The sequence below is a fragment of the Kitasatospora sp. NPDC059327 genome (assembly GCF_042752535.1).
GTDB lineage: Bacteria > Actinomycetota > Actinomycetes > Streptomycetales > Streptomycetaceae > Kitasatospora.
The window spans coordinates 1-20,650 of record NZ_JBHYYB010000105.1 but is presented as its reverse complement, the minus strand read 5'-3'; the positions used below and the strand labels follow the sequence as shown (position 1 = coordinate 20,650).

15 protein-coding genes are annotated in these 20,650 nt (G+C 70.2%); 4 read left to right on the top strand and 11 right to left on the bottom strand.

The features are described 5' to 3' along the window. Nucleotides 1-2 precede the first annotated feature (2 nt). The 4 genes from ACFXHB_RS37480 to ACFXHB_RS37465 form a co-directional block, all read right to left on the bottom strand. Nucleotides 3-7,814, bottom strand: a complete 7,812-nt coding sequence (locus tag ACFXHB_RS37480) for an amino acid adenylation domain-containing protein (protein WP_380580316.1) — start codon at nucleotides 7,812-7,814, stop codon at nucleotides 3-5. A gap of 91 nt (nucleotides 7,815-7,905) precedes the next feature. Beyond that, nucleotides 7,906-8,118 (bottom strand): MbtH family protein, encoded by a 213-nt coding sequence (locus tag ACFXHB_RS37475; RefSeq protein WP_380580314.1) that lies wholly within the window; start codon nucleotides 8,116-8,118, stop codon nucleotides 7,906-7,908. Further along, nucleotides 8,115-8,897: a thioesterase II family protein gene (locus tag ACFXHB_RS37470; RefSeq protein ID WP_380580312.1), complete on the bottom strand. Its 783-nt coding sequence runs from the start codon at nucleotides 8,895-8,897 to the stop codon at nucleotides 8,115-8,117. Before ACFXHB_RS37470 ends, ACFXHB_RS37475 begins: the two co-directional genes overlap by 4 nt. Before the next feature lie 14 nt (nucleotides 8,898-8,911). After that, nucleotides 8,912-9,853 carry a TauD/TfdA family dioxygenase gene (locus ACFXHB_RS37465; RefSeq protein ID WP_380580310.1) on the bottom strand — a complete coding sequence of 314 codons (942 nt, stop codon included), beginning with the start codon at nucleotides 9,851-9,853 and terminating at the stop codon, nucleotides 8,912-8,914. 90 nt (nucleotides 9,854-9,943) lie between these two features. On the opposite strand from ACFXHB_RS37465, the gene ACFXHB_RS37460 reads away from it, so the two are divergent. Together ACFXHB_RS37460 and ACFXHB_RS37455 are read left to right on the top strand one after the other, a co-directional pair. Further along, nucleotides 9,944-10,078 (top strand): hypothetical protein, encoded by a 135-nt coding sequence (locus ACFXHB_RS37460; RefSeq protein ID WP_380580308.1) that lies wholly within the window; start codon nucleotides 9,944-9,946, stop codon nucleotides 10,076-10,078. A 98-nt stretch (nucleotides 10,079-10,176) separates the two neighbouring features. Next, the gene (locus tag ACFXHB_RS37455; protein ID WP_380580306.1) at nucleotides 10,177-10,335 is read left to right on the top strand and encodes a hypothetical protein; all 159 of its coding nucleotides are present in this window, start codon (nucleotides 10,177-10,179) and stop codon (nucleotides 10,333-10,335) included. Between the two features lie 197 nt (nucleotides 10,336-10,532). Here ACFXHB_RS37455 and sbnB read toward each other — a convergent pair whose 3' ends face one another. The 3 genes from sbnB to ACFXHB_RS37440 form a co-directional block, all read right to left on the bottom strand. After that, nucleotides 10,533-11,528, bottom strand: coding sequence for a 2,3-diaminopropionate biosynthesis protein SbnB (sbnB, locus tag ACFXHB_RS37450; protein ID WP_380580304.1), 996 nt, complete (start codon nucleotides 11,526-11,528; stop codon nucleotides 10,533-10,535). 115 nt (nucleotides 11,529-11,643) lie between these two features. Further along, entirely contained in the window at nucleotides 11,644-12,654 is a 1,011-nt protein-coding gene (gene sbnA / locus ACFXHB_RS37445; protein WP_380580302.1) for a 2,3-diaminopropionate biosynthesis protein SbnA, read from the bottom strand. A gap of 65 nt (nucleotides 12,655-12,719) precedes the next feature. Further along, nucleotides 12,720-13,655, bottom strand: a complete 936-nt coding sequence (locus tag ACFXHB_RS37440) for an ornithine carbamoyltransferase (RefSeq protein ID WP_380580300.1) — start codon at nucleotides 13,653-13,655, stop codon at nucleotides 12,720-12,722. 1,092 nt (nucleotides 13,656-14,747) lie between these two features. Here ACFXHB_RS37440 and ACFXHB_RS37435 point away from each other — a divergent pair. Next, nucleotides 14,748-16,613, top strand: coding sequence for a BTAD domain-containing putative transcriptional regulator (locus tag ACFXHB_RS37435; protein ID WP_380580298.1), 1,866 nt, complete (start codon nucleotides 14,748-14,750; stop codon nucleotides 16,611-16,613). Between the two features lie 79 nt (nucleotides 16,614-16,692). On the opposite strand, the gene ACFXHB_RS37430 is transcribed toward ACFXHB_RS37435, so the two are convergent. The 4 genes from ACFXHB_RS37430 to ACFXHB_RS37415 form a co-directional block, all read right to left on the bottom strand. Continuing rightward, nucleotides 16,693-17,415, bottom strand: a complete 723-nt coding sequence (locus ACFXHB_RS37430) for a hypothetical protein (RefSeq protein WP_380580296.1) — start codon at nucleotides 17,413-17,415, stop codon at nucleotides 16,693-16,695. A gap of 92 nt (nucleotides 17,416-17,507) precedes the next feature. Then, complete coding sequence (locus ACFXHB_RS37425) at nucleotides 17,508-17,963, bottom strand: hypothetical protein (RefSeq protein ID WP_380580294.1); 456 nt, start codon at nucleotides 17,961-17,963, stop codon at nucleotides 17,508-17,510. 38 nt (nucleotides 17,964-18,001) lie between these two features. After that, a complete protein-coding gene (locus tag ACFXHB_RS37420; RefSeq protein ID WP_380580292.1) occupies nucleotides 18,002-18,271 on the bottom strand; it encodes a hypothetical protein in 270 nt (89 codons plus the stop codon). Next, nucleotides 18,268-18,672: an ArsR/SmtB family transcription factor gene (locus ACFXHB_RS37415; protein ID WP_380580290.1), complete on the bottom strand. Its 405-nt coding sequence runs from the start codon at nucleotides 18,670-18,672 to the stop codon at nucleotides 18,268-18,270. The genes ACFXHB_RS37420 and ACFXHB_RS37415 overlap by 4 nt, the downstream gene beginning before the upstream one ends. 435 nt (nucleotides 18,673-19,107) lie before the next feature. Between ACFXHB_RS37415 and ACFXHB_RS37410 the strand changes: the two genes are divergently transcribed. Continuing rightward, a partial coding sequence (locus ACFXHB_RS37410; RefSeq protein WP_380580288.1) for a condensation domain-containing protein occupies nucleotides 19,108-20,650 on the top strand: 1,543 nt, incomplete at its 3' end.

The window sequence follows — 20,650 nt, the reverse complement described above, 5'->3', positions numbered from 1 at the left end:
TCTCAGTCATCGAGAACGTCCGTCTCGAACTCGTCGCCGAGCTCGTCTTCCAGCGCGTCGATCTGCTCCTGGGTGAGGTCGACCAGGGGTAGGTCGGAGGGGGTGTGGCCGGTGTTGCCGTGGCGGACGTGGGTGACCAGGCCGTGCAGGGCGTCCTGCCAGAGCTGGGTCAGTTCGTGGACATCGGTCTCGGTGAGGAGGCCGTCGGGCCAGGACCAGGTGGCTTCGAGGACGGGGCCGTGGGGTCGTTCGTGGGTGATCGCGTTGACCTCCAGGGCGTGCGTGAGCGGCATGTTCGGGTCCGCGCCGCCGCCTGCCAGGCCGCGCTCTGGCAGGACGTTCCAGTCGCGGGGTGTGCTGGTGCCCATTCGGCCCAGGTAGTTGAAGGCGATCTGGGGGGTGGCGAGTGGTTGCAGTGTGGCGGCGGTGGTCGGGTTGAGGTGGCGTAGCAGGCTGAAGCCGAGGCCGTTGTCGGGGGTGTGCCGGAGTTGTTCCTTGACCCGTTTCAGGGCTGTGCCGGTGGCGGGTCCGCCGGTGCGGAGGGTTTCCCGGTCGCAGGGTCCGGGATCGATCCGGACGGGGTAGAGGGTGGTGAACCAGCCGATGGTGCGGGAGAGGTCGACGGTCGGGTCGGGTTCTTCGCGGCCGTGGCCTTCGCGGTCGACGAGGACGCCGGCGTACCGGGCGGGGTCGTTCCTGTGTCGCCTGTGGGCGGTGGCGCGGGCGAGGGCGGTGAGCAGGGCGTCGTTCACTCGTCCGTGGAAGGCGGCGGGGACGGTGGTGAGGAGGGCTTCGGTGGTGTCGGTGGGCAGGGTGGTGGTCAGGTGTCGGGCGGTGCGGGCGGTGTCCTGGGTGGGGTCGAGGGTGCGTCGGCCCAGTAGGGGTTCCTCGTCTTGCAGGGTCTTTTGCCAGAAGGGCAGTTCGGCGGTCCGTTGTGGGGAGGTGGCCTGTTCGGTGAGGAGTTCGGCCCAGCGGCGGAAGGAGGTGCCGACGGGGTCGAGGGTGATGGGGCGGCCGGCTTGGAGGGCGGCGGTGGCGGTGGCGAGGTCGGGGAGCAGGATGCGCCAGGAGACGCCGTCGATGACGAGGTGGTGGGCGATGAGGAGGAGGCGTCCGGGTTGGTGGGGGCCCTGGTCGAGCCAGACGGCTTGGAGCATGGTGCCGGTGTGGGGGGCGAGGCGGTGTTGGGCGGTGGTGGTTTCGTGGGTGGTGAGGTCGTCGAGGGCTTCGGTGGTCAGGTCGGCGGCGTCGACGCGGGTGACGCAGGACGCGGCGGCGACCGAGTTGGTGGGTTGGATCTCCAGGGTCCAGTCCGGGTCGGTTCGTATGGTCATGCGTAGGGCGTCGTGGTGGTCGAGGAGTGCTTGGACGGCCTGGGTGAGGTGTTCGAGGGTCAGGCCGGCGGGGGTGCGGATGACGACGGACTGGTTGAAGGTGCCGGTGTCGCCGCCGTTGTCGGCCAGCCAGCGGATGATCGGGGTGAGTGGGAGCGCTCCGGTGCCGGAGTCGTCGTGCGCGGGTGGGGTCGTCGGCTCGGGACTGCGGGCGATCCGGGCGAGTGCTTCGACGGAGGGGTTGGCGAAGACCTCGCGTGCGGAGAACAGCAGGTTGGCCTGGCGGGCACGGGAGACCAGCTGGATCGCCATGATGCTGTCGCCGCCGAGGTCGAAGAAGGAGTCCTCGGGGTTGACTCGTTCCAGGCCCAGTACTTCGCGGAAGACGTCGCCTAGCAGGTCCTCGCGCGGGGTGCGGGGGGCGCGGCCGGCGCTCTCGCCGGTGTAGTCGGGGGCGGGCAGGGCACGTATGTCGATCTTGCCGTTGCCGGTCAGCGGGAGTGTGTCCAGGACGACCACGGCCGTGGGCACCATGAACTCGGGCAGCTCGGCGGCGGCGAAGGTCCGCAGCTCGACCGGGTCGACGACGGTGGTGGGCGTGGGTACCGCGTAGGCGACCAGTCGCTTGACGCCGGGGCGGTCCTCGCGGGCCAGCACGGTCACCTGACCGACCGTCTGGTGTCGGGCGAGTACGGCCTCGATCTCGCCGAGCTCGATCCGGAAGCCGCGGATCTTCACTTGTTGGTCGGCGCGGCCGAGGTATTCCAGCTCGCCCTGGTGGTTCCAGCGGACGAGGTCGCCGGTGCGGTACATCCGCTCGCCCGGCGCGCCGAACGGGCAGGCCACGAACCGCTCGGCGGTGAGGCCCGGGCGCTGCCAGTAGCCGCGAGCCAGGCCCGCACCGCCGAGGTAGAGCTCGCCGGTGGTGCCGGGCGGGCAGGGGGTGAGTCGGGCGTCGAGGACATAGGCGCGGGTGTTGTCGAGCGGGGTGCCGATCGGCGGGGTCTGCGGCACCCCCCCGTCGGCGGTCAAGCGCTGGTGGGTGGCGTAGGTGGTGGTCTCGGTGGGTCCGTAGACGTGTCCGACGACCAGGTGGGGGTTGCCTGCCAGGACGCGCTGCATGGCGTTGGGGTTGGCGGCCTCGCCGCCGGTGAGGACCTCCTGGAGCCCGGAGAAGGCGGTCGGCTCCTCCTCGGCGATGAGGTTGAAGAGCGCGGTGGTGAGGAAGAGGGCGGTGATGCCGTGCTGGGCGACGGTCTCCCGCAGGATCCGGGCGTCGAGGGTCCCGGGCCGGGCCACGGTGACGGTGCCGCCGTTGAGGAGGGGGACCCAGATCTCGTAGGTGGAGGCGTCGAAGGCGTGCGGGGAGTGCATCAGCGGACGGTGGTGGGCCGCGTGCCAGTGGGTGTCGTGGGCGAGCTGGATGACGTCCCGGTGGGTGACGGCGACGCCCTTGGGCAGGCCGGTGGAGCCCGAGGTGTGGATGATGTAGGCGAGTTGGGTGTGCTGGACCCGGACGCCCGGGTCGTGGGCCGGCTCCTCGGCGAGAGTGGGGTCGTCGGCGTGGAGCACGGTGGCGCCGTCCGGGAGCCAGCAGGTGTCGGCGCCGCTGTGGGTGACCAGGGTGGTGGCGCCGGTGTTGGTGGTGAGCCAGGTCATCCGTTCGGGTGGGTACGAGGTGTGGATGGGGACGTAGGCGCCGCCGGCCTTGACGATGGCGAGGACGCTGATGACGACGTCGGCGGAGCGCTCCAGCAGGACGGTGACGCGGCATTCCGGTCCGGTGCCAAGGGCGATGAGGCGGTGGGCGAGCCGGTTCGCCCGGTCGTTCAGCTCGGTGTAGGTGAGCCGGAGGTCCCCCTCGCGGACGGCGACGGCGTCGGGGGTGCGGGCGACCTGGGCCTCGAAGAGTTCGGCGAGGTTGCCTCCCGGCATCGGGACCGTACGGCCGGCCCAGCCCTCCAGGATCAGCCGTCGCTCCTGTCCGGTGAGGACTTCGAAGTCGCCGATGGTCCGGTCGGGATCGCTCAGGGCGGCTTCGAGCAACCGGACGAACCGGGCGCCGATCGCCTCGGCGGTGGCCCGGTCGAAGAGGTCGAGGGTGAACTCCAGTTCGCCGTCGAGGCCGTCGGCGGTGCCGTCCTCGGTGAGGCGCTCGGTGAGGAAGAAGATCAGGTCGAACTTGGCGACGTCGGTCTCGACTGGCCCCGACTCCACCTGGATGCCCGGCAGTTCGATCCGCGGCCTGGCGACGTTCTGAAGCGAGAGCATCACCTGCGCCAGCGGGTGACGCGCGGAGGAACGGACCGGGTTGACGATGTCGACCAGCCGCTCGAAGGGGACGTCCTGGTGCGCGTACGCGGCCAGGTCCGTCTCCCGGACCCGGTGAACGAGTTCGCGGAACGTGGGGTCGCCGCTGGTGTCGGTGCGCAGCACCAGCGTGTTCACGAACATACCCACCAGGTCGTCGAGCGCGGTGTCGGTCCGCCCGGCGACCGGCGTGCCGATCGGCACGTCGCCACCCGCGCCGAGCCGGGTCAGTAGCGCGGCGAGACCGGCGTGGAGGACCATGAACGGGCTGGCCCGGATCTCCCGGGCGAAGGCCAGCAGCTTGCCGTGGAGCTCGGGGGAGATCCGCATCGGGACGGTCGAGCCGCGGTGGCTGGGCTGCGCCGGACGCGGGCGGTCGGTGGGCAGGTCCAGCTCCTCGGGCAGGTCCCCCAGGGCCGTGACCCAGTGCGCGATCTGGCGGTTCAGCAGACTGTCGGGGTCGTCCTCCTCACCCAGCAGGGCCCGCTGCCACAGGGTGTAGTCGGCGTACTGGACCGGTAGCGGTGCCCAGCCCGGCGCGGCGCCCCGGCAGCGGGCACGGTACGCGGTGGCCAGGTCCTTACCGAGCGGTGCGAGGGACCAGCCGTCGCCCGAGATGTGGTGGAGCACGAGCAGAAGGACGTGGTCCTGCGGCGCGAGCGCGAAGAGCCGGGCCCGCAGGGAGGTCTCGTGCGACACGTCGAAGCCTTCGGAGGCCGCGGCCTTGAGGGCGGCGGCGAGGTCGGCCTCGGGGATCTCGACCACGTCCAGCCGCGGCGTGGCGGCCTCCGTCGACAGGATCACCTGGGACGGGACGCCGTCGACGTCCGGGAAGACGGTGCGCAGGCTCTCGTGGCGCCCGACCAGGTCGGCGAAGGCCGCGGCGAGGGCCTGCCGGTCGAGCGGGCCGCGCAGCCGCAGCCACATCGGGACGTTGTAGGTCGCCGTCCGGCCTTCGAGCTGGTTGAGGAACCAGAGCCGCTGCTGTCCGAAGGAGAGCGGGACGGTCCCGGGGCGCTCGGCAGCACCCAGCGCCGGGCGGGCGGTGTCGCCGGGGGAGCGGTCCACGGCGGCCGCCAGCTGGGCGACGGTCGGGGTCTCGAAGAGCTCGCGGATCGTCAGTTCGGTGTCGAAGACGGCGCGGACCCGCCCGACCAGCCGGGTCGCGCTCAGCGAGTCCCCGCCGAGGTCGAAGAATGAGTCCTCGGGGTTGACGTGGGGGAGGCCGAGGACGTCGGCGAAGAGGGTGCAGAGCAGCTCTTCGTCGGGGGTGCGGGGGGCGCGGACGCTGTTCTCGCCCGTGTAGTCGGGGGCGGGCAGGGCGCGCTTGTCGACCTTGCCGTTGCCGGTCAGCGGGAGGGTGTCCAGGGTGACGACGGCCGAGGGCACCATGTATTCGGGCAGCTCGGCCGCGATGGAGGCGCGCAGCTCGGCGAGGTCGACGGCGGCGCCGGGCGCGGGCACGGCGTACGCGACGAGCCGCTTGTCACCGGGCCGGTCCTCGCGGGCGATCACCGCGGCCTGGGCGACGGTCGCGTGCCGGGCGAGGACGGTCTCGATCGCGCCGAGCTCGATCCGGAAGCCGCGGATCTTGACCTGCTGGTCGGCGCGGCCGACGTACTCCAGCTCGCCCCGGTGGTTCCAGCGGACGAGGTCGCCGGTGCGGTACATCCGCCGGCCGGGCGAGTGGGGGTCTGCGACGAACCGCTCGGCGGTGAGGCCGGGGCGCTGCCAGTAGCCGCGGGCCAGGCCGGCACCCGCGACGTACAGTTCGCCGAGCCTTCCGGGGGCGACCGGGCACAGGGCGGCGTCGAGTACCAGCGCCCTGGTGTTGTCGAGCGGGCGGCCGATGGGCAGCGTCCGGGCGGCCGGTGCGCCGGCCTCGGGCACCGGCAGGTCGGCGCAGGTGGCGAAGGTGGTGGTCTCGGTCGGCCCGTAGCCGATGACCACCTGGGTCCCGGGGCAGGCGGCCTGGACGCGGGCGACGGCCACCGGCGGGACGACGTCGCCGCCCACCAGTACCTCGCGCACCCCGGCGAGCGCGGTCGGACACTCCTCGGCGACCAGGTCGAAGAGGCCGGCGGTGAGCCACAGCGCGGTGACCCGGTGCGCGGTGAGCACCCGCTCCAGTTCGGCCGGGGTCAGCGTGCCGGGTGGGGCGACCACCACGGTGCCGCCGGACAACAGCGGCACCCACAGCTCGTAGGTCGCGGCGTCGAAGGCGGGGGAGGAGTACAGCAGCACGCGCTGGTGCGCGCCGCCCGCCCAGCGGCCGTCCAGGGCCAGCTCGGCGACGTCGCGGTGGGTCACAGCGATGCCCTTGGGCTGCCCGGTCGAGCCGGAGGTGTACATCACGTAGGCCAGCTGCTCGGGTGACGGCGGCAGTTCCGGACCGGAGCCGTCGTCGGGCACCTCCTCGTCGACGAGCAGGTTGGACAGGCCCAGCCGGTCGGCCTCAGCGGCCAGCGTCCGGCCGGTCAGCACCACCCGGGCGCCGGTCTCGGCGGCGATCAGCTTGCGGTGCCCCGGCGGGTAGCGCACGTCCAGCGGGACGTAGCAGCCGCCCGCCTTGAGTACCGCGAGCACCGCGACCACCAGCTCGGGCGAGCGCTCCAGCAGGATCACCACGCCCTCCTCCGGGCCGGTGCCGAGCGCCCGCAGCCGCCGGGCCAGCCGGTCGGCCCGGTCGTTCAGCTCCGCGTAGCTCAGCTCGGCCCCGTCGGCGACCACGGCGGCGGCCGTCGGGGTGCGGGCCGCCTGCGCCTCGAAGAGCTCGACGAGACTGCCCTGCGGCTCGGGGACGGCTCGGCCGGCCCAGTCCTCCAGGACCAGCCGCCGCTCCCGTTCGGTCAGCAGCCCGAACTCGCCCACCGGCCGGTCGGGATGGTCGAGCAGCTCGCCGAGCAGCGTGATGAACCGCTTGCGGTGCGCGGCCAGGTCGTCCTCGCCCAGCACTCGCAGGGCGGCGTCGAAGTCGAACCGCCAGCCCTGCTCGCCCCGGTCGAAGACGGCGACCGAGATGCTGTCCAGCGGGCCGAGCGCGACGTTGGTGACCTCGGCCGGGATCCCGTCGAACGGGTACGAGTGGTCGAACAGCATGATGTTGAGCGTCGGCCCGAGGAAGCTCTCGTCGCCGGCCGTCAGGCCGAGGTCGCGGCGAAGGTCCTCGTGCCGGTAGCGCTGGTGCCTCAGCGCGCCGCGCAGCTCGTCGGCTGCCAACGAAGAGAAGTGACGGAGCGTCGACTCTGGTGACGCCTTGAACCGCAGCGGCACGATGTTGGACGCGAACCCCGTCGCCAGGCGCGAGCTCTTGGTGACCCGGGCGCCCACCGCGAAGCCCAGCACCAGGTCCTGCTCGCCGGAGGCGCGGTGGAAGTACACCACGGACATCGCCGTGAGCACCGTGGCCGGGTGCGTGCCCAGGCTGCGCGCCAGCGCCTTGAGCCGGTCGACCCGCTCCGCCGAGAGGTACTCGCTCTGGCGCAGGAACGGCAGGCCCCCGGCTCGACCGGCCGAGCGGTCGGGGGTGCCCTCCAGGCGCACCGGGGCAGGCCGGTCGGCGAGCTTGTCGATCCAGTACTGCCGGTCCGTGGCGAACTCGGGGGAGGTGCGATACGCCCGCTCCTCTTCCACCAGCACCTCGTCGGAGAGCAGGAAGGTTTCCGGGAACTCGGCGCTCTGGACCAGGGCGTTGTAGAGGTGGGCCAGCCGCTGGCCTATCAGCACGGCGCTTTGCCCGTCGATCAGGATGTGGTGGTAGCTGCGGAGCCACCGGTAGTGCCTGTCGGCCAGTTTGAACAGCGCGTAGGTGTGGAGCGGGCCGGCGGTGAGGTCGCGGCTGCGACCGAGCTCGGCGGCGATCCAGTCCAGGGACGCCGCCTCCGGGTCGCGCTCATCGGTGAGATCAAGGTAGGTGATCTCCGGCCGGAACTGTGGGTCGCGCAGCAGCCGCGGCCCGTCCTCGTCGACGACCGCGACCGTCTGCAGGGTCTCCAGCTCGGCGACCAGCTGTCGGTACGCCGCCTCGAAGAGGGCCGGGTCCACCGGACCGCGCAGGTCGACGTATTCGGCAACGTTGTACGTGCTTCCCACTCGGTCCAGTTGGTGGGCATACCAGACGCCCGACTGGGCATGGGACAGGGGCCGGCGCTCGACGCGGGCTTTGGACACTGCTATTCACCTCGGAGATATCTGCAGAAATGGGTTTGCCGGAACCGCCGTGGCAGTTCCGGCAGTTCCCGAGGAGCCCGCGGGAGGGCCGTCAGGCCTGGGGCATCGCCCGGCGGAGACTGGCCGGACGCATGTCGGTCCAGTTCTCCTCCACGTAGTCCAGGCACTCCTGGCGGCCCGACGCGCCGAATACGGCGTCCCAGCCGGCCGGGATCTCCACGAAGGACGGCCACAGGGAATGCTCTCCCTCGGAGTTCGCCAGTACGAAGTAGCTGCCGTCGAGATCCTCGAACGGATTGGTCATCGCGATATCCCTCTCGTCTGGAAACCGGTGGCCACCGGCGGGCTGAGCTGTTCGGTGAGGAACGCGGCCAGGTCCTGGGGCGCCTCCTCCAGGTAGAAGTGGTCCCCGGGCATGACCCGGGTGTCGAAGTCGCCGGCGGTGTGCCGCCGCCAGAGCTCGGCGTCCTCCGGTGTGAACGACGGGTCCCGCTCGCCCGCGATGGCGGTGATGGGGCAGGTCAGCGGCGCGCCCGGACTGTAGCTGTAGCCGTGTGCCAGGGCGAAGTCGCTGCGCAGTGTGGGCAGCGCCAGCCGGCGCAGTTCCTCGACCTCCAGCACGGCCGCGCCGGAGCCGCCCAGCTCCCGCACGTAGTCCATGAGCAGCTCGTCGGACTGGAACAGGAGGTTGCGGCGCCGCGGCGAGTCCGGGGCCGAGCGGGCGGAGGCGAACAGCCGCACCACGGTGGGCGGCGACACCTGTCGTTCCAGCCGCCGGGCTGTCTCGTACGCCACACTGGCGCCCAGACTGTGTCCGAAGAACACCAGCGGGCCCCTCAGCCGGTGCGTGGCGGCGAACGCGATCCTGTCTGCCAACTCCGCCATGTCCTCCATGCAGGGCTCGTCGAAACGGTCCTGCCGCCCCGGGTACTGGACCGCGACCACCTCGATAGTCGGCGGCAGTAGGTTCGCCCAGCCGCGGAAGGCACTCGCGGAGCCTCCGGCGTACGGGAAGCAGACCAGCCGGAACTCGGCCCCCGGACGGGGGGTGAACACCCGGAACCACTTGGAACGCTCGGTCATCGGGATCCTCGCCCTCAGTCGCACATCGCCACGAGGACGCGGCGCTGCCCGGTGAACGGACGCCGGCCGTGGCCCACCAGGATGTTGTCGATCAGCAGCAGGTCACCGGTGTTCCAGTCGACGTCGACAGCGCTGTCCAGGCCGTGGTCACGAACCTGCAGGACATACTCCGGCGGAATCGGCGTCCCGTCGGCGAAGGTCACCGACTGCGGCAGCTCATCCGCTGGCATGATCTCGGCCAGCGCTGCCGCCACGTCGTCGCCCATCGCGGTGACGTGCCACTGGTCGGCCTGGTTGAACCACACCTCGGTGCCCGTGACCGGGTGCCGCAGGGTGGACGGGCGCAACAGGTGCGTCCGCAGCGAGCCGTCCGGCCGCCACTCCCACTCGGCCTCGGTCTTCGTGAGGAATGCCTCGACCTCGGCGCGGTCCTCGGTCTCGAAGGTGTCCTGCCAGCTCTTGCCCAGACCCCGTCCACCGTGCAGGTTCTGGTTGTAGCGCACACCGCCTGCGAAGGCCTCGCGGACCTCCGGGTCGAGCGACTCCAGCCACCGCACGCCGTCCACCACGGGCGTTGCGCCGCCGCTCTCGGCGGCCTGCTCGCAGAAGAAGAGCAGGCGGGCCGGCCAGTGGTAGGCGTAGGACATCTCGTTGTGCATCGAGATGGTGAACTCCGGCGGGAACTCGGTCGAGGTGTAGACGTTCTTCCCGACCTTGGTGCGTGGCGAGTTGCCGTGCACGTAGGCGACCCGGCTGGGCAGCAGGAGATCCATCACCTCGTCGAGTTCTGCGGGCGTGACCTCGAAACCGCGGAACACCAGGGCCTTCTCCCGGGTGAGCAGCCCGGCGAGGTCCTCCAGACCGTGGAGGTACTCGATCAGCCCCCGCGCGGAGGCGTCCACCCCGGAGTCGGCGGGGGCGATCACGAGCGGGGTCCAGTCCTCCTGGCCAATCATCACTGTTCTCCCAAGCGGCCGACGACGGTTGTCGCTGTCCACTCTCCGGGTGGACCTATATTTTCTCGCCACCGCTGCTCATAGGCCGATATGGGCCCGTCAATCGTGGTGGTGCAGGACGTACGCCCCGGCAGGAACCCGGAGGCGTTGGAGAGGCCGGCCCGTCGGGCCGAGGCGGAGCTGGCCAGGACGCAGGGCGTCCCGGTAGTGGTGCAGCGGCTGTAGGCGCGAAGGCGCCGCAACGGGCGCTGACCGTGCCGGTCGAGCGCCACGAACTGCTGCGGAGAGCCGCTTCACCTCGGCCGCCATACCTCGACTGCCCGGTGGAACTCTCCGACCGCAGCGCGGCCTTCGACATCCTCGTCACTCTGGTCGTGGCCGACCGGCTGCCGATCCCCGGACTCGCCGAGGGCGTCACCGAGCGCGCCGGGCCGCGGCGGGAACCGTACGACTACTGCGGCAGGAGGGCCGTTCGGAGTTAGTGGTGGAGATCGTTCAGCGCGCCGCCGGCACCACGGTGCCGCCGCGCTACGGCACCACCCGGTTCGAGGTCTCCTCCGTCGGGCGCTTCGCCGGATCTACCAGCGCTCGCTCGACGCTGTGGCCTTCACATGATGCGGCCTTCAGATGCCGGAGCGGGGGCAGCACCGTGAAGTGGTGCCCCCGCTCCGTCGCCGCGTCACCAGCGGGTGGTCTCGCCGATGAAGTCGGGGATCTCCACGGCGCTGCCCTGCGCCCGGGCCTGCTGGAGTACGTGGTGCCCGACCGCAAGGTCGAGGATGCCGAGGCCGAAGGGCGAGAAGACGGTGGGCTTGGCGGGGTCGAGCGTGAACCTGCCCAGCAGCAACCCGCCGAGTGTCCCGGTGACGAAGTCCCGGTTGCCGGTGAGCTGTTCGGTCAGGTGCGGCGAGGTCAAGGCCTTCAGGCAGTGTTCGACGTCGTCCACGATGTTGTTGGCGCCGAGCAGCAGCTCGGGAGCCAGGTCGCGCAGCGAGACGTTCAGCAGCACCTGGCCGGGGCGCAGCGGGGTGTCGCCGGGTACGTAGGGCGTGGCGGCTGTGGTGGCGAAGACCACCAGGTCCGCAGCGAGCGCGTGTTGGAGGGTGCCGGTGCGGGCGGACAGGCCCAGCCCCTCGGCGTGGCCGGCCAGGTGGTCGGCGCTGGTGGCGTCCAGGTCGTGCACCAGGACGTCGGAGATCGCGAGGCCGTTGGCGTGCAGGTAGCTCAAGATGGTGCGGGCGATGACACCGGCGCCGATCACCGCGACCCGCAGCCGGGCGTCGCCGACTAGCGCCGCGGCCGCGACGGCGGCGGAAGCGGCGGTCCGGGCGGCGCTGATACCGGCGGCCTCCAAGCAGGCGATCGGGTACCCGGTGGCGTAGTCGTTGAGCAGCAGGGTGGCGGAGGCGCGCGGCAGCCCCTGGCGGACGTTGTCCGGGAAGCTGGCGATCCACTTGATGCCGATGGTGTCCACCTCTCCGCCGAGGTACGCGGGCAGGGCGATGACCCGGGCATCGGGCTTCTCGGGGAATCGCAGGAAGTAGCTGTCGGGATTCACCGACCGGCCGTGTTCGTGTGCGATATAGGTGTCGGTGACGACGCGCAGGATGTCCTTCGGCGATGCGCCGAGGATCTGGGAGACGGCCGCGCCGGGAACGACGCTGAAGCTCGTCATGGGTCTGTCCTACCTTTCAAGCGTGGGTTCGTCCTGCTCACTCGTAAGACCGGTGGGCCCAGGGGCTCTGGGTACGGCTGTTCTCTCCTGGAGCTGTTCGGGCCGGTCGGCGGTCTCAGCCAGCAGTGCTGTGGGCGAGGCCGGCGAGCTCGCCGCCGCCGGTGAGGGTGCTGTCGGTGTAGTGCTCCAGGACCCAGGAGTCGTCGTAGACCGTGTCGAGGTACTTGTCGCCCAGGTCGGGTGAGATCGCGGCGATCCGGGAGCCGGTCGGTAGGGTGGGGGCGAGCCGGCGCACGGCGGCCAGCACAGTACCGGTGGAGCCGCCGGTCAGCAGGCCGTACTGGGAGGCCACCGTCCGGCACATCGCCACGGTGTCGGCCTCGGGGATCAGGATCCGCTCGAACCGGTCACTCTCGACGTAGATCTCGGGCAGCCGGCTGGTACCGAGGCCCGGCAAATACCGCGGCGCGGGGGGTGCGCCGAAGGTGACCGAGCCGACTGAGTCCACGGCGATCACCCGGGTGAGCGGGCTGTGCCGGGAGAAGTACTCGACGCAGCCCATCAGGGTCCCGGTGGTGCCGGCTCCGACGAACAGTGCGTCGACGGTCCCCAGACCACGGTGGACCTCGCGGGCGGTCCGGTCGCGGTGGGCACGGGGGTTGGCCGGGTTGGCGTACTGGTCGAGCCAGATCAGGCGCGGATCGCCGGCCAGGCGGTGGCGGATGTAGTCGAGCCGGGTCTGCAGGTAGCCCCCGTTGGCGTCCCGGGCGGTGACCTCCACCACCTCGGTGCCCAGGCTCTGCATGGCCCGCACGGACTGGCGGGTGGCGTTGGGGTCGGTCACCACGGTCAACGGGTACCCGTTGGCCGCGCACACCACGGACAGGGCGACGCCCAGATTGCCCGAGGACGATTCGATGACCCGGCAGCCCGGGCGCAGCGTTCCGGCCTGTTCCAGCGATTCGACCAGCGCGACGGCGGTCTTGAGTTTGACGGATCCGGCCGGGTTCAGCCCCTCCAGTTTCAGGAAGACCTGCATGTCGTAGACGAATCCGGACAATTGGAGGAATATGTCGTCGGTGACGATATCCGAAACTCTTTCATAGATCACTTCTGCCGTTCCCATCACAACGCTCTGGCGGCCTCTGGCCGTGCCGCGCCACTACCCTGTCGCTGGTTTTCGGCCGGTCCTCAGTTCCGCCGGGCACACCACTCCAGCACGGACATGGCGGCGTACATCTTGTTCTCGGCCTGGTCGAAGGCCAGGCTGTGCGGGCCGTCCAGCACCTCGGCGGTGACGTCTTCGCCCCGGTGGGCCGGCAGGTCGTGCAGGAAGACCGCGTCGGGGCTGGCGTCCCACAGCGCGGCGGTCGCCTGGAACGGCGCGAAGACCCGGCGCCAGTCGGGGTCGGGCTTGTTGGTGCCGGTGGTCTGCCAGCGGGTCGCGTAGAAGGCGTCGAAGCCGGCCGGCGGAGTGTCCATGGAGTGCACCTCGACCACGGTGGCGTCGGCTTCCTCGGCGTTGGCGAGCGCGCGCCGCAGCGTCGCCGGGGCCAGGCCGTAGCCGGGCGGAGTGCACAGCCGCAGGTGGACACCCTTGAACCGGCTCAGAGTCAGGGCCAGTGCGGCGGCGGTGTTGTTGCCCTCGCCCACGTAGCAGATCCGCAGGCCTTCGATCCGGCCGAAGTGGCGCAGCAGCGTGATGAGATCGGTCACCGCCTGGGTGGGGTGCTCGTCGGCGGTCATCGCGTTGATCACCGACATCCGCCGCTGCCCGGTGAAGGCGTGCAGGTCGCCCGGGTCGCCGGCGGAGCGCACCACGAGCAGGTCGAGCATCCGGGACAGTACCTCGCCGGTGTCCTCCAGCGTCTCTCCGGTGTTGATCTGCAGGTCGTCGGGACCGAAGCTGATGATGCCCGCGCCGAGCCGCAGCGCCGCGGCCGAGAAGGATGTCCGGGTGCGGGTCGAGGTCTTGAGGAAGTTGATCCCGACGACAAGGCCCGCCAGCTGGTCGCCGGAGCGGACGGACTCCCGGGAGAACTCGCGGCCCCGCTCGACCAGGGCCCGCAGTTCGGCGTCGCTCAGGTCGACCGTGGATATCAGGTGCCGCGCAGCGTGGCTGTTCACCACTCGCTCCTTCAGGTGAGAGATAGCCCTCGGCAAGGAAGGAGGGCATGAGTTCGATGGCTTTTCGCGGAGATCCGGCGGACTTGCGAAGCTCGGGGTTCAGGACGCGCGAGCGGACGAAATCGGCGGGAATCCGGCGAGAGCCGGAAGGCCGTATCGACCGTTTCGGTAGGGATGTGCGAGCCCGCTCAGGCGGCAAATGCGCGGGGTCGGGGTCGACGCACTCGGCGTGCCGTTCGCACGGCATGGCGCCGGTCACGATGAGGCCGCCCCCCAAGGGTGCACTCCCGGCATCTGACGACAGTAACAGGTCCGCCACCGCTGACCCATAGTCAATTCTACTACGTCGGACATCGGTAGTACCGGAACCTTGGATTCTGTGCTGCTGGTACTGGAACCTTGGATTCTGTACTACCGATACCGGAACCTTGGATTCTGAACTGCTGGTACTGGAACCTTGGATTCAGCTGGTAGCACGTCAGTATCCGCGCGTTCGGACCGGCCCCTGCCCCGCGTGCCGGGCCGGGGCGTTTCAAAGTCCTGGTGATCATGTGAGCCTGCGGGTCGGCGCAATCCGGCTGGGCCGCCAGGCCGTCTGCGTGATCACGGATGTGACCTGGCATCAGACGGGCATCTCGGCATCTCAGCACCTCAGTGCCTGGGCCAACTCGCCAGGTCGCATCGGGTCATCGAGAACCGGCTGCGGTTTGTCCGCGACACCGCCTTCCGTGAGGGCGTTTCGAGGACCCGCACCGGCCACGGCCCGAGAATGCGGCGAAACTGTGCAACTTCGCCATCAATGCCCTTCGCGCCGCCGGGCACCGCAAGATCGCCGCCGGCCTGCGCCACGTCTCCTGCGGCCCCTTCAAGCGCCAGGCCGTCCGGACGATCACCGGGACTTTGAAACGTTCCTGGCCCACCGGGTGGATCAGGTATGTCGTTCTTGGTCGTTCTTGGCACACCGGTTCTTGCCGGATCCCGGATGGAAGGGGCGCTGGCATCTCGGAGCTGTGTTTGAATACGTAGCGAACCGATTACCGCGGCCCGGGAACGCGACGCGGTGCGCGCTCAAATGTCCTCGGGGGAGACGCCATGAGATTTCTGCTGATGGGACCGGTCGAAGCCTGGCAGGACGACCGGCGAATCGATCTGCGCGGGTCAAAGGTCACATCCGTGCTGGCGTTGTTCCTGCTCGCGCGGGGCCGGGTCGTCTCGGACGCCGTACTCGGCGAGATGCTCTGGGGCGAGGAGCCGCCGGGCACCGCACAGTCGCAGATCCAGACCTACGTGTCCCGCCTGCGCGGGTTGCTGGGAAGTGAGGTGGAGATCGACCGGCAGCGCCCCGGCTACCGTTTCCGCTTCCCCTCCGTCGGCCTGGACCTGCTGGAGTTCGAGCAGCACGTCGCCCGCGGCCGTGTCCTGATGGGCGAGCGGCGCCTGGAGGAGGCCGCCGAGAACTTCCAGCACGGCCTGGCCCTGTGGCGCGGCCCGGCCCTCGCCGGGGTCAGCGAGCACCTGGCCTCGGTGGAGGCGCCGCGCCTGGAGGAGTCCCGGATGGTCGCCGTTGAGGACCGCATCGAGGCGGAACTGATGCTGGGCCGGCACGCGGCGCTGATCTCCGAGCTCAAGGCGTTGGTCGTCGTCCACCCGCACCGGGAGCGCCCGCGTACCCAGCTGATGCTGGCGCTGTACCGCTGTGGCCGGCAGGTGGAGGCCCTACGCACCTACCAGGACTACCGGTCGCTTCTGATCGAGGACCTCGGTCTGGAACCCGGCCGGCAACTCCAGGAGATCCACCAGGCGATCCTGATCGACGATCAACGGATCCAGCTGGAGACCATCGAGGCCCGGCAGGTGCCCGAGCAGGCCGTCAGGCCGGTTCACCGGACGCAGCCGGCGTCGTCCGGCTGGCGGCTCCAGGCCCACCAGCCGGCGCAACTGCCGCCGGTGCCCATGGACTTCACCGGTCGGGAGCGGGAAGTCGAGCAGATGGCCGAGGCACTTCGGGTGAGGTCCGGAGAGAGCGGGTCGCCGTCGGTCTGCGCGATCGTGGGCATGGCCGGGACCGGGAAGAGCGTGCTGGCCGCACAGGTCGCGCACCGGATCCGCGACGAGTACCCGGACGGGCAGATCCACCTCGACCTTGGCGGCAACGGCCCGCACCCGATCACCCCGGCTGAGGCGGTCACCGAGCTGCTGCGGACCCTCGGGGTGGTCGACATGGGCTCCGACCGGTTGCCCGAGCTGATCCGGATCTACCGCAGCCAGGTGGCCGAGCGCCGGCTGCTCATCATGCTCGACGACGCCAAGGACGAGCAACAGATCAGGCCGCTGCTGCCTGCCACCGACAAATCCGGAGTGCTGATCACCAGCCGACACAGCCTTGCGGCGCTGGAGGGGGTCCGCCGTATGCAGCTGGGGGCGTTCAGTTCCGAAGAGGCCGTCCAGTTGCTCTCGCACCTGATCGGTGCGGAGCGGGTGGCGAACGAGCCGCAGGCCGCGGCCAGGATCGTCGCGCTCGGTGGCTACCTGCCGCTCGCGGTGCGGATAAGCGGCGCCCGGTTGGCGCGCCGCCCGCACTGGTCCCTGGGGCGGTTGGCCAAGCGGCTCGCCGACAGCGGGAGCCTGCTGGACGAACTGGAGCTCGGCGACCTCGGAGTCCGCCGGAGCCTGGTCGTGAGCCACAACCAGCTCCCCACCTGCGAACGCCGGGCTCTGGAACTGCTCGCCCAGCTCGGCACCGGGCCCTTCTCGCTGCGCAGCGCGGCGGTGCTGCTGGAGACCTCGGACGACGCGGCGCTGGACCTGATCGACACCCTGATCGACGCCCACCTGCTGGCCTCGGCCGAGAACGCCCCGGACCGCTACCAGTTCCACCGGCTGACCTGGGCGCTGGCCTGGGAGCGGGGAGGTGAGGAGCGGTCGGCCGTTCCGGTGAGCCACTCCGTGGTGGCCTGATGCCCGAGCGGATCACCGCCCGCGGAGGGGATCCGCCCCGGTCACCGGGACGGCTTGACTACCCGGACCAAGTGGAACGTCAGTTCGCTTCCAGTACGACCGAGCCGCCGCCGGTCGTGGCCTTGATCTTGTGGGGCGAGTTGGAGTCGACGTCCACCGTGACGTGACGCAGCCGGCCGCCGGTGTCGCCGGTGTCCACCGCGTAGGAGCCCTTGGGCACCTTGACGGACACCGAGCCGCCGCCGGTGGTCGCCTCGACCTTGTCCGGCACTTCCGTGAATTGCACCGCCACGCTGCCGCCCCCGGAGTGTGCGGTGACGTTCTTGGCCGTGGAGGCCTTCACCTCGACGCCGCCACCGCCGATATCGGCGTAGGTGGTGCCGGACAGGCCGGTGACCGTGATGGAGCCGCCGGAGCCCTCCAGATGGGTCGTGGTGTCGCGGGGAACCTCTACCTTGTACGTCACGTCGCACTTCCCGCCCATGCTGACGGACCCGCAGCCGGTCGCTTCGAGCTTCAGCTCGTTGTTCTGCAGCGAGTGCGTGGTCTTGGGCTTGCCGTCCGTGTAGGTGTAGGTCTCGCTCACCTTGATGGTGTTCTGATCGCCGGCGACGACCTCGATGCGGCCACCGAGGTTCTTGACCCGGAGCGTGTTCGCGGGGCCACCCGCGTCGTAGGACAGGGTGTCGGACTTGGCGTCGCCGCCCACCGAGCAGCCGGTCAGCGACATGGCGAGGACGGCGCAGGCCGCGGCAATGGGCAGGGCGCCGACGACGCGGCGCGAACGAGCGGTGGTGAACATGGAATTCCCCTCTGGTACGAGCTTTCCGGGCTGTGCGATCCGTGCGAGCTGGTCGAGTCGGCGCGGGCGTCTTCGAGAGCCGGTGGGCGGGATCAACCGACGGTGAGCGAAGCCAGGCGGACGCCGTCGGTGAAGGCGGCAACCGACGAGTAGCTTCCGGGCACCTCGCAGATCCAGAATTGGCCCGCCACGATCACCGGGGAGATGATGCGAACCAGCCGGCGGCGGCGAAACTCCAGGTAGACGTGTTCGACGCCGTGCGGCAGTCGCCCCCAGGCGAGCGTCCAGGAGTGCTTCCCGCTCCCGCCGCGGCGGGCACCACGCAAGGGATCGCGTACCAGTCTGGTGGCGACCAGCACGTCCACGCAGTCTTCGCCGTCGTAGACCTCGACGGCTGGCCGGCCGCTGCCGCCGCACCCCGGGCGCATCGCCCAACCACTGTGCGGCAGAGCCGGAACGAGCACCTCGCCGACCCGCAGGTCGGCGTCGGCCGGTCCACCGAGTCCGGCATCGCAGTAGACGTCGGCCGGTTCGCCGTTGAGCCTCATGAGCGGTCCCCCCTTGTTCCCCACCCCGGGCGGCTGGGTTAGTCGATCTCCTTCAAGGTCCGTTCGACGGACTCCATCCGGGCGCTGATGTCGGCCAGTTGGATGGCGATCTCGGTCAGCTTCTGGTCGGTCAGCTCCTGGACGCTGACCGAGGTCTGGGCCAGGCGCTGGTAGTCCTGCTCCCGCGCCAGGACCTCCTTCGCCCGGGAGGTGGCGGCCCGCTGCCGGATGGCCACGATCATGACCGGGGCGATCAGGAGGAGCGCACCCAGGGTCAGAATGATCGCGTCCGAGTCATAGATCGTCATGACGTTCCTGTCTCTTGGTAGTTCTCTTTGTTCGCCGCGCTGCCGGAGCCTCCGGAGACCTCGGTCGAGCTCTCCATGTGCAGTGTTTCGACTGCCGTCATGATGCTCTGGGGAGTGAGATAGAAGGCGAAGGAAGTCGCTTGGTAGAACTTCAGAGCCTTGCCGTCCTCGGAGAGTTCAAGCTCGGAGGAGATCAGTCCCACTGCTTCCAGCTTCCGCAGGTGCACCTGCAACAGCGCCCGACTGATGCCGAGTTCGCGCGCCAGCCGGCTCACGTAGTTCCGCCGCTGGGCCACCGCGGCGATGACCCGCAGGCGGTGCGGATTGGAGAGCGTGGCCAAGATCCGCACCAGGCTGTCTCCAGTGACGTCGGAGACTCCCGCATCCGCTACTTGGCTCATGCCAATGAAAGTTAGCAGGTGCCCGGTTGAGCTAGCAAGGGTCAACTAATCGAAGTCATAGCCACATTGACCATTCGTCAGACATCTGCTGGTCACAGGCGACACTCGGAGGCGGGCGGGCGGGACGGCAGCGGCCGCCTGCTGCGCCCGCTGCGTCGGGCGCTCCGGTGGGCCGGGTCGGCGATATGGAACCGGTATAGGGCCGGTATGACCAGGCCCCTGACGATCGACGACGGGGTACCGAATGAGCCACCCCGCCTTACGCGGGTGCGCAAAGCCCGCGACTCACCGAACCACGTCCGAAGGAGATGCAAGATGACCGCGCGGGGTGTTTCCGGGTCGGGAGTTTCGGGGTCGGGTGGGGCGGGTTCGGTGCGTGCGGAGCTGTTGGCCCGGCGTTTGGCGGGGCGTAGGGGTGTTGATGGTCGGCGGTCGGTGATCGGTCCCGTCGACCGTTCGGGCCCTCTCGTGCTGTCGTTCGGGCAGCAGCAGATGTGGTTCCTGCAGCGGCTTGATCCGTCCAGTACGGAGTATCTGGTGCCGTCGGCGCTGCGGCTGCGCGGGGTGCTGGATCGTGGCGCCCTGGAGCGGGCCTGGAGGGAGGTGTTGGCGCGCCATGAGGTGCTGCGGACCCGGTATGTGCTGGAGGGTGTGGAGCCGGTCCAGGTGGTGGACGCCGTGTCTGCTCCGGAGTCGGCGGGTGCGGGCCTGGAGCTGGTGGATCTGACCGGGGTGGCGCGGGGCGCCAGGGAGGAGCGGGCGTTCGAACGGGTGGCGGCGGAGTGCGGGTGCGCGTTCGATCTGGAGCGTGAGTGGCCGGTGAGGGCGGTGCTGGTGTGTCTGGGTGAGGCGGATCATGTGCTGCTGGTGGTGTTCCATCACATCGCCTGCGATGCCTGGTCGAACAGGCTTGTCCTGAGCGAACTGGGCGCGCTTTACGGGGCGTTCGCGGCTGGCCGGGGTTCGTCGTTGGGTGAGGTCGGGCTGCAGTACGCGGATTTCGCGGCATGGCAGCGGGAGTTCATGTCGGGTGATCGTCTGGCGGGTGAACTGGCCCACTGGGATGAGCGTTTGGCGGGGCTGAGCGCGTTGGAACTGCCGCTGGACCGGGCGCGTGGGCCGGTACGGTCGGCGCTCGGTGGTGAGGTGGACGTGGTGCTGCCGGCCGCTGTGGGTGGTCGGGTGCGTGAGGTGGCGGCGGGTCTGGGGGTGACGCCGTTCGTGGTGGTGCTGGGTGCCTTCCAGGTGCTGCTGTCGCGTTGGGCGGGGCGGGAGGATGTGGCGGTCGGCACGGTGGTGTCGGACCGTGGGCGTCCGGAGCTGCAGTCGCTGGTCGGGTACGGGATCAACAGTGTGGTGATCCGGCACGGCTGGGACGCGCGGGGGAGCTTCGCACAGCTGGTGGAGGGTCTGTGGCCGGTGGTGCTGGAGGCGTTCGATCACCAGGGCGTGCCGTTCGCCCGGTTGGTCGACGAGTTGGAGCCGCAGCGCGACATGTCGCGCACGCCGCTCTACCAGGTGGCTTTCACCATGCACGAGGAGGGTGCCGCCGGCGAGCGTGGGCTGCTGGGGCCGGGTGTGGTGGTCGAGCCGTTCGGTGTCTCGGGGGGTGTGGCGAAGTGCGACCTCGAACTGCAGGTGCTGGAGGGTGCGGACGGTTCGTTGACGGTGCGGTTGGTATACGCGCGGGAGCTGTTCGAGTCGGCGAGCATCGAGCGGATGGCTGGGCACTTCGCGCGGCTGCTCGAAGGCGTGCTTGAGCGGCCAGGGGTACCGTTGGTGCGGGTCGGGATGCTGGGCGAGGCCGAGCGGGCTCAGGTGTCGGGCCAGGCCGTGGCGGCTGATTCCGGTGACCGTACGGTGCATGAGTTGTTCGAACTGCGGGCTGCGGCGACGCCGGGGGCGGTCGCGGTTACGGCGGGCGATGTGTCGCTGACGTACGGGGAGTTGAACGAGCGGGCGAACCGCCTCGCGCACC

Coding starts and splice junctions, on each gene's coding strand:
- ACFXHB_RS37475 (WP_380580314.1), bottom strand. CDS start 8,118: ATGACCAATCCGTTCGAGGATCTCGACGGCAGCTACTTCGTACTGGCG.
- ACFXHB_RS37470 (WP_380580312.1), bottom strand. CDS start 8,897: ATGACCGAGCGTTCCAAGTGGTTCCGGGTGTTCACCCCCCGTCCGGGG.
- ACFXHB_RS37465 (WP_380580310.1), bottom strand. CDS start 9,853: ATGATTGGCCAGGAGGACTGGACCCCGCTCGTGATCGCCCCCGCCGAC.
- ACFXHB_RS37460 (WP_380580308.1), top strand. CDS start 9,944: ATGGGCCCGTCAATCGTGGTGGTGCAGGACGTACGCCCCGGCAGGAAC.
- sbnB (WP_380580304.1), bottom strand. CDS start 11,528: ATGACGAGCTTCAGCGTCGTTCCCGGCGCGGCCGTCTCCCAGATCCTC.
- sbnA (WP_380580302.1), bottom strand. CDS start 12,654: ATGGGAACGGCAGAAGTGATCTATGAAAGAGTTTCGGATATCGTCACC.
- ACFXHB_RS37435 (WP_380580298.1), top strand. CDS start 14,748: ATGAGATTTCTGCTGATGGGACCGGTCGAAGCCTGGCAGGACGACCGG.
- ACFXHB_RS37430 (WP_380580296.1), bottom strand. CDS start 17,415: ATGTTCACCACCGCTCGTTCGCGCCGCGTCGTCGGCGCCCTGCCCATT.
- ACFXHB_RS37425 (WP_380580294.1), bottom strand. CDS start 17,963: ATGAGGCTCAACGGCGAACCGGCCGACGTCTACTGCGATGCCGGACTC.
- ACFXHB_RS37420 (WP_380580292.1), bottom strand. CDS start 18,271: ATGACGATCTATGACTCGGACGCGATCATTCTGACCCTGGGTGCGCTC.
- ACFXHB_RS37415 (WP_380580290.1), bottom strand. CDS start 18,672: ATGAGCCAAGTAGCGGATGCGGGAGTCTCCGACGTCACTGGAGACAGC.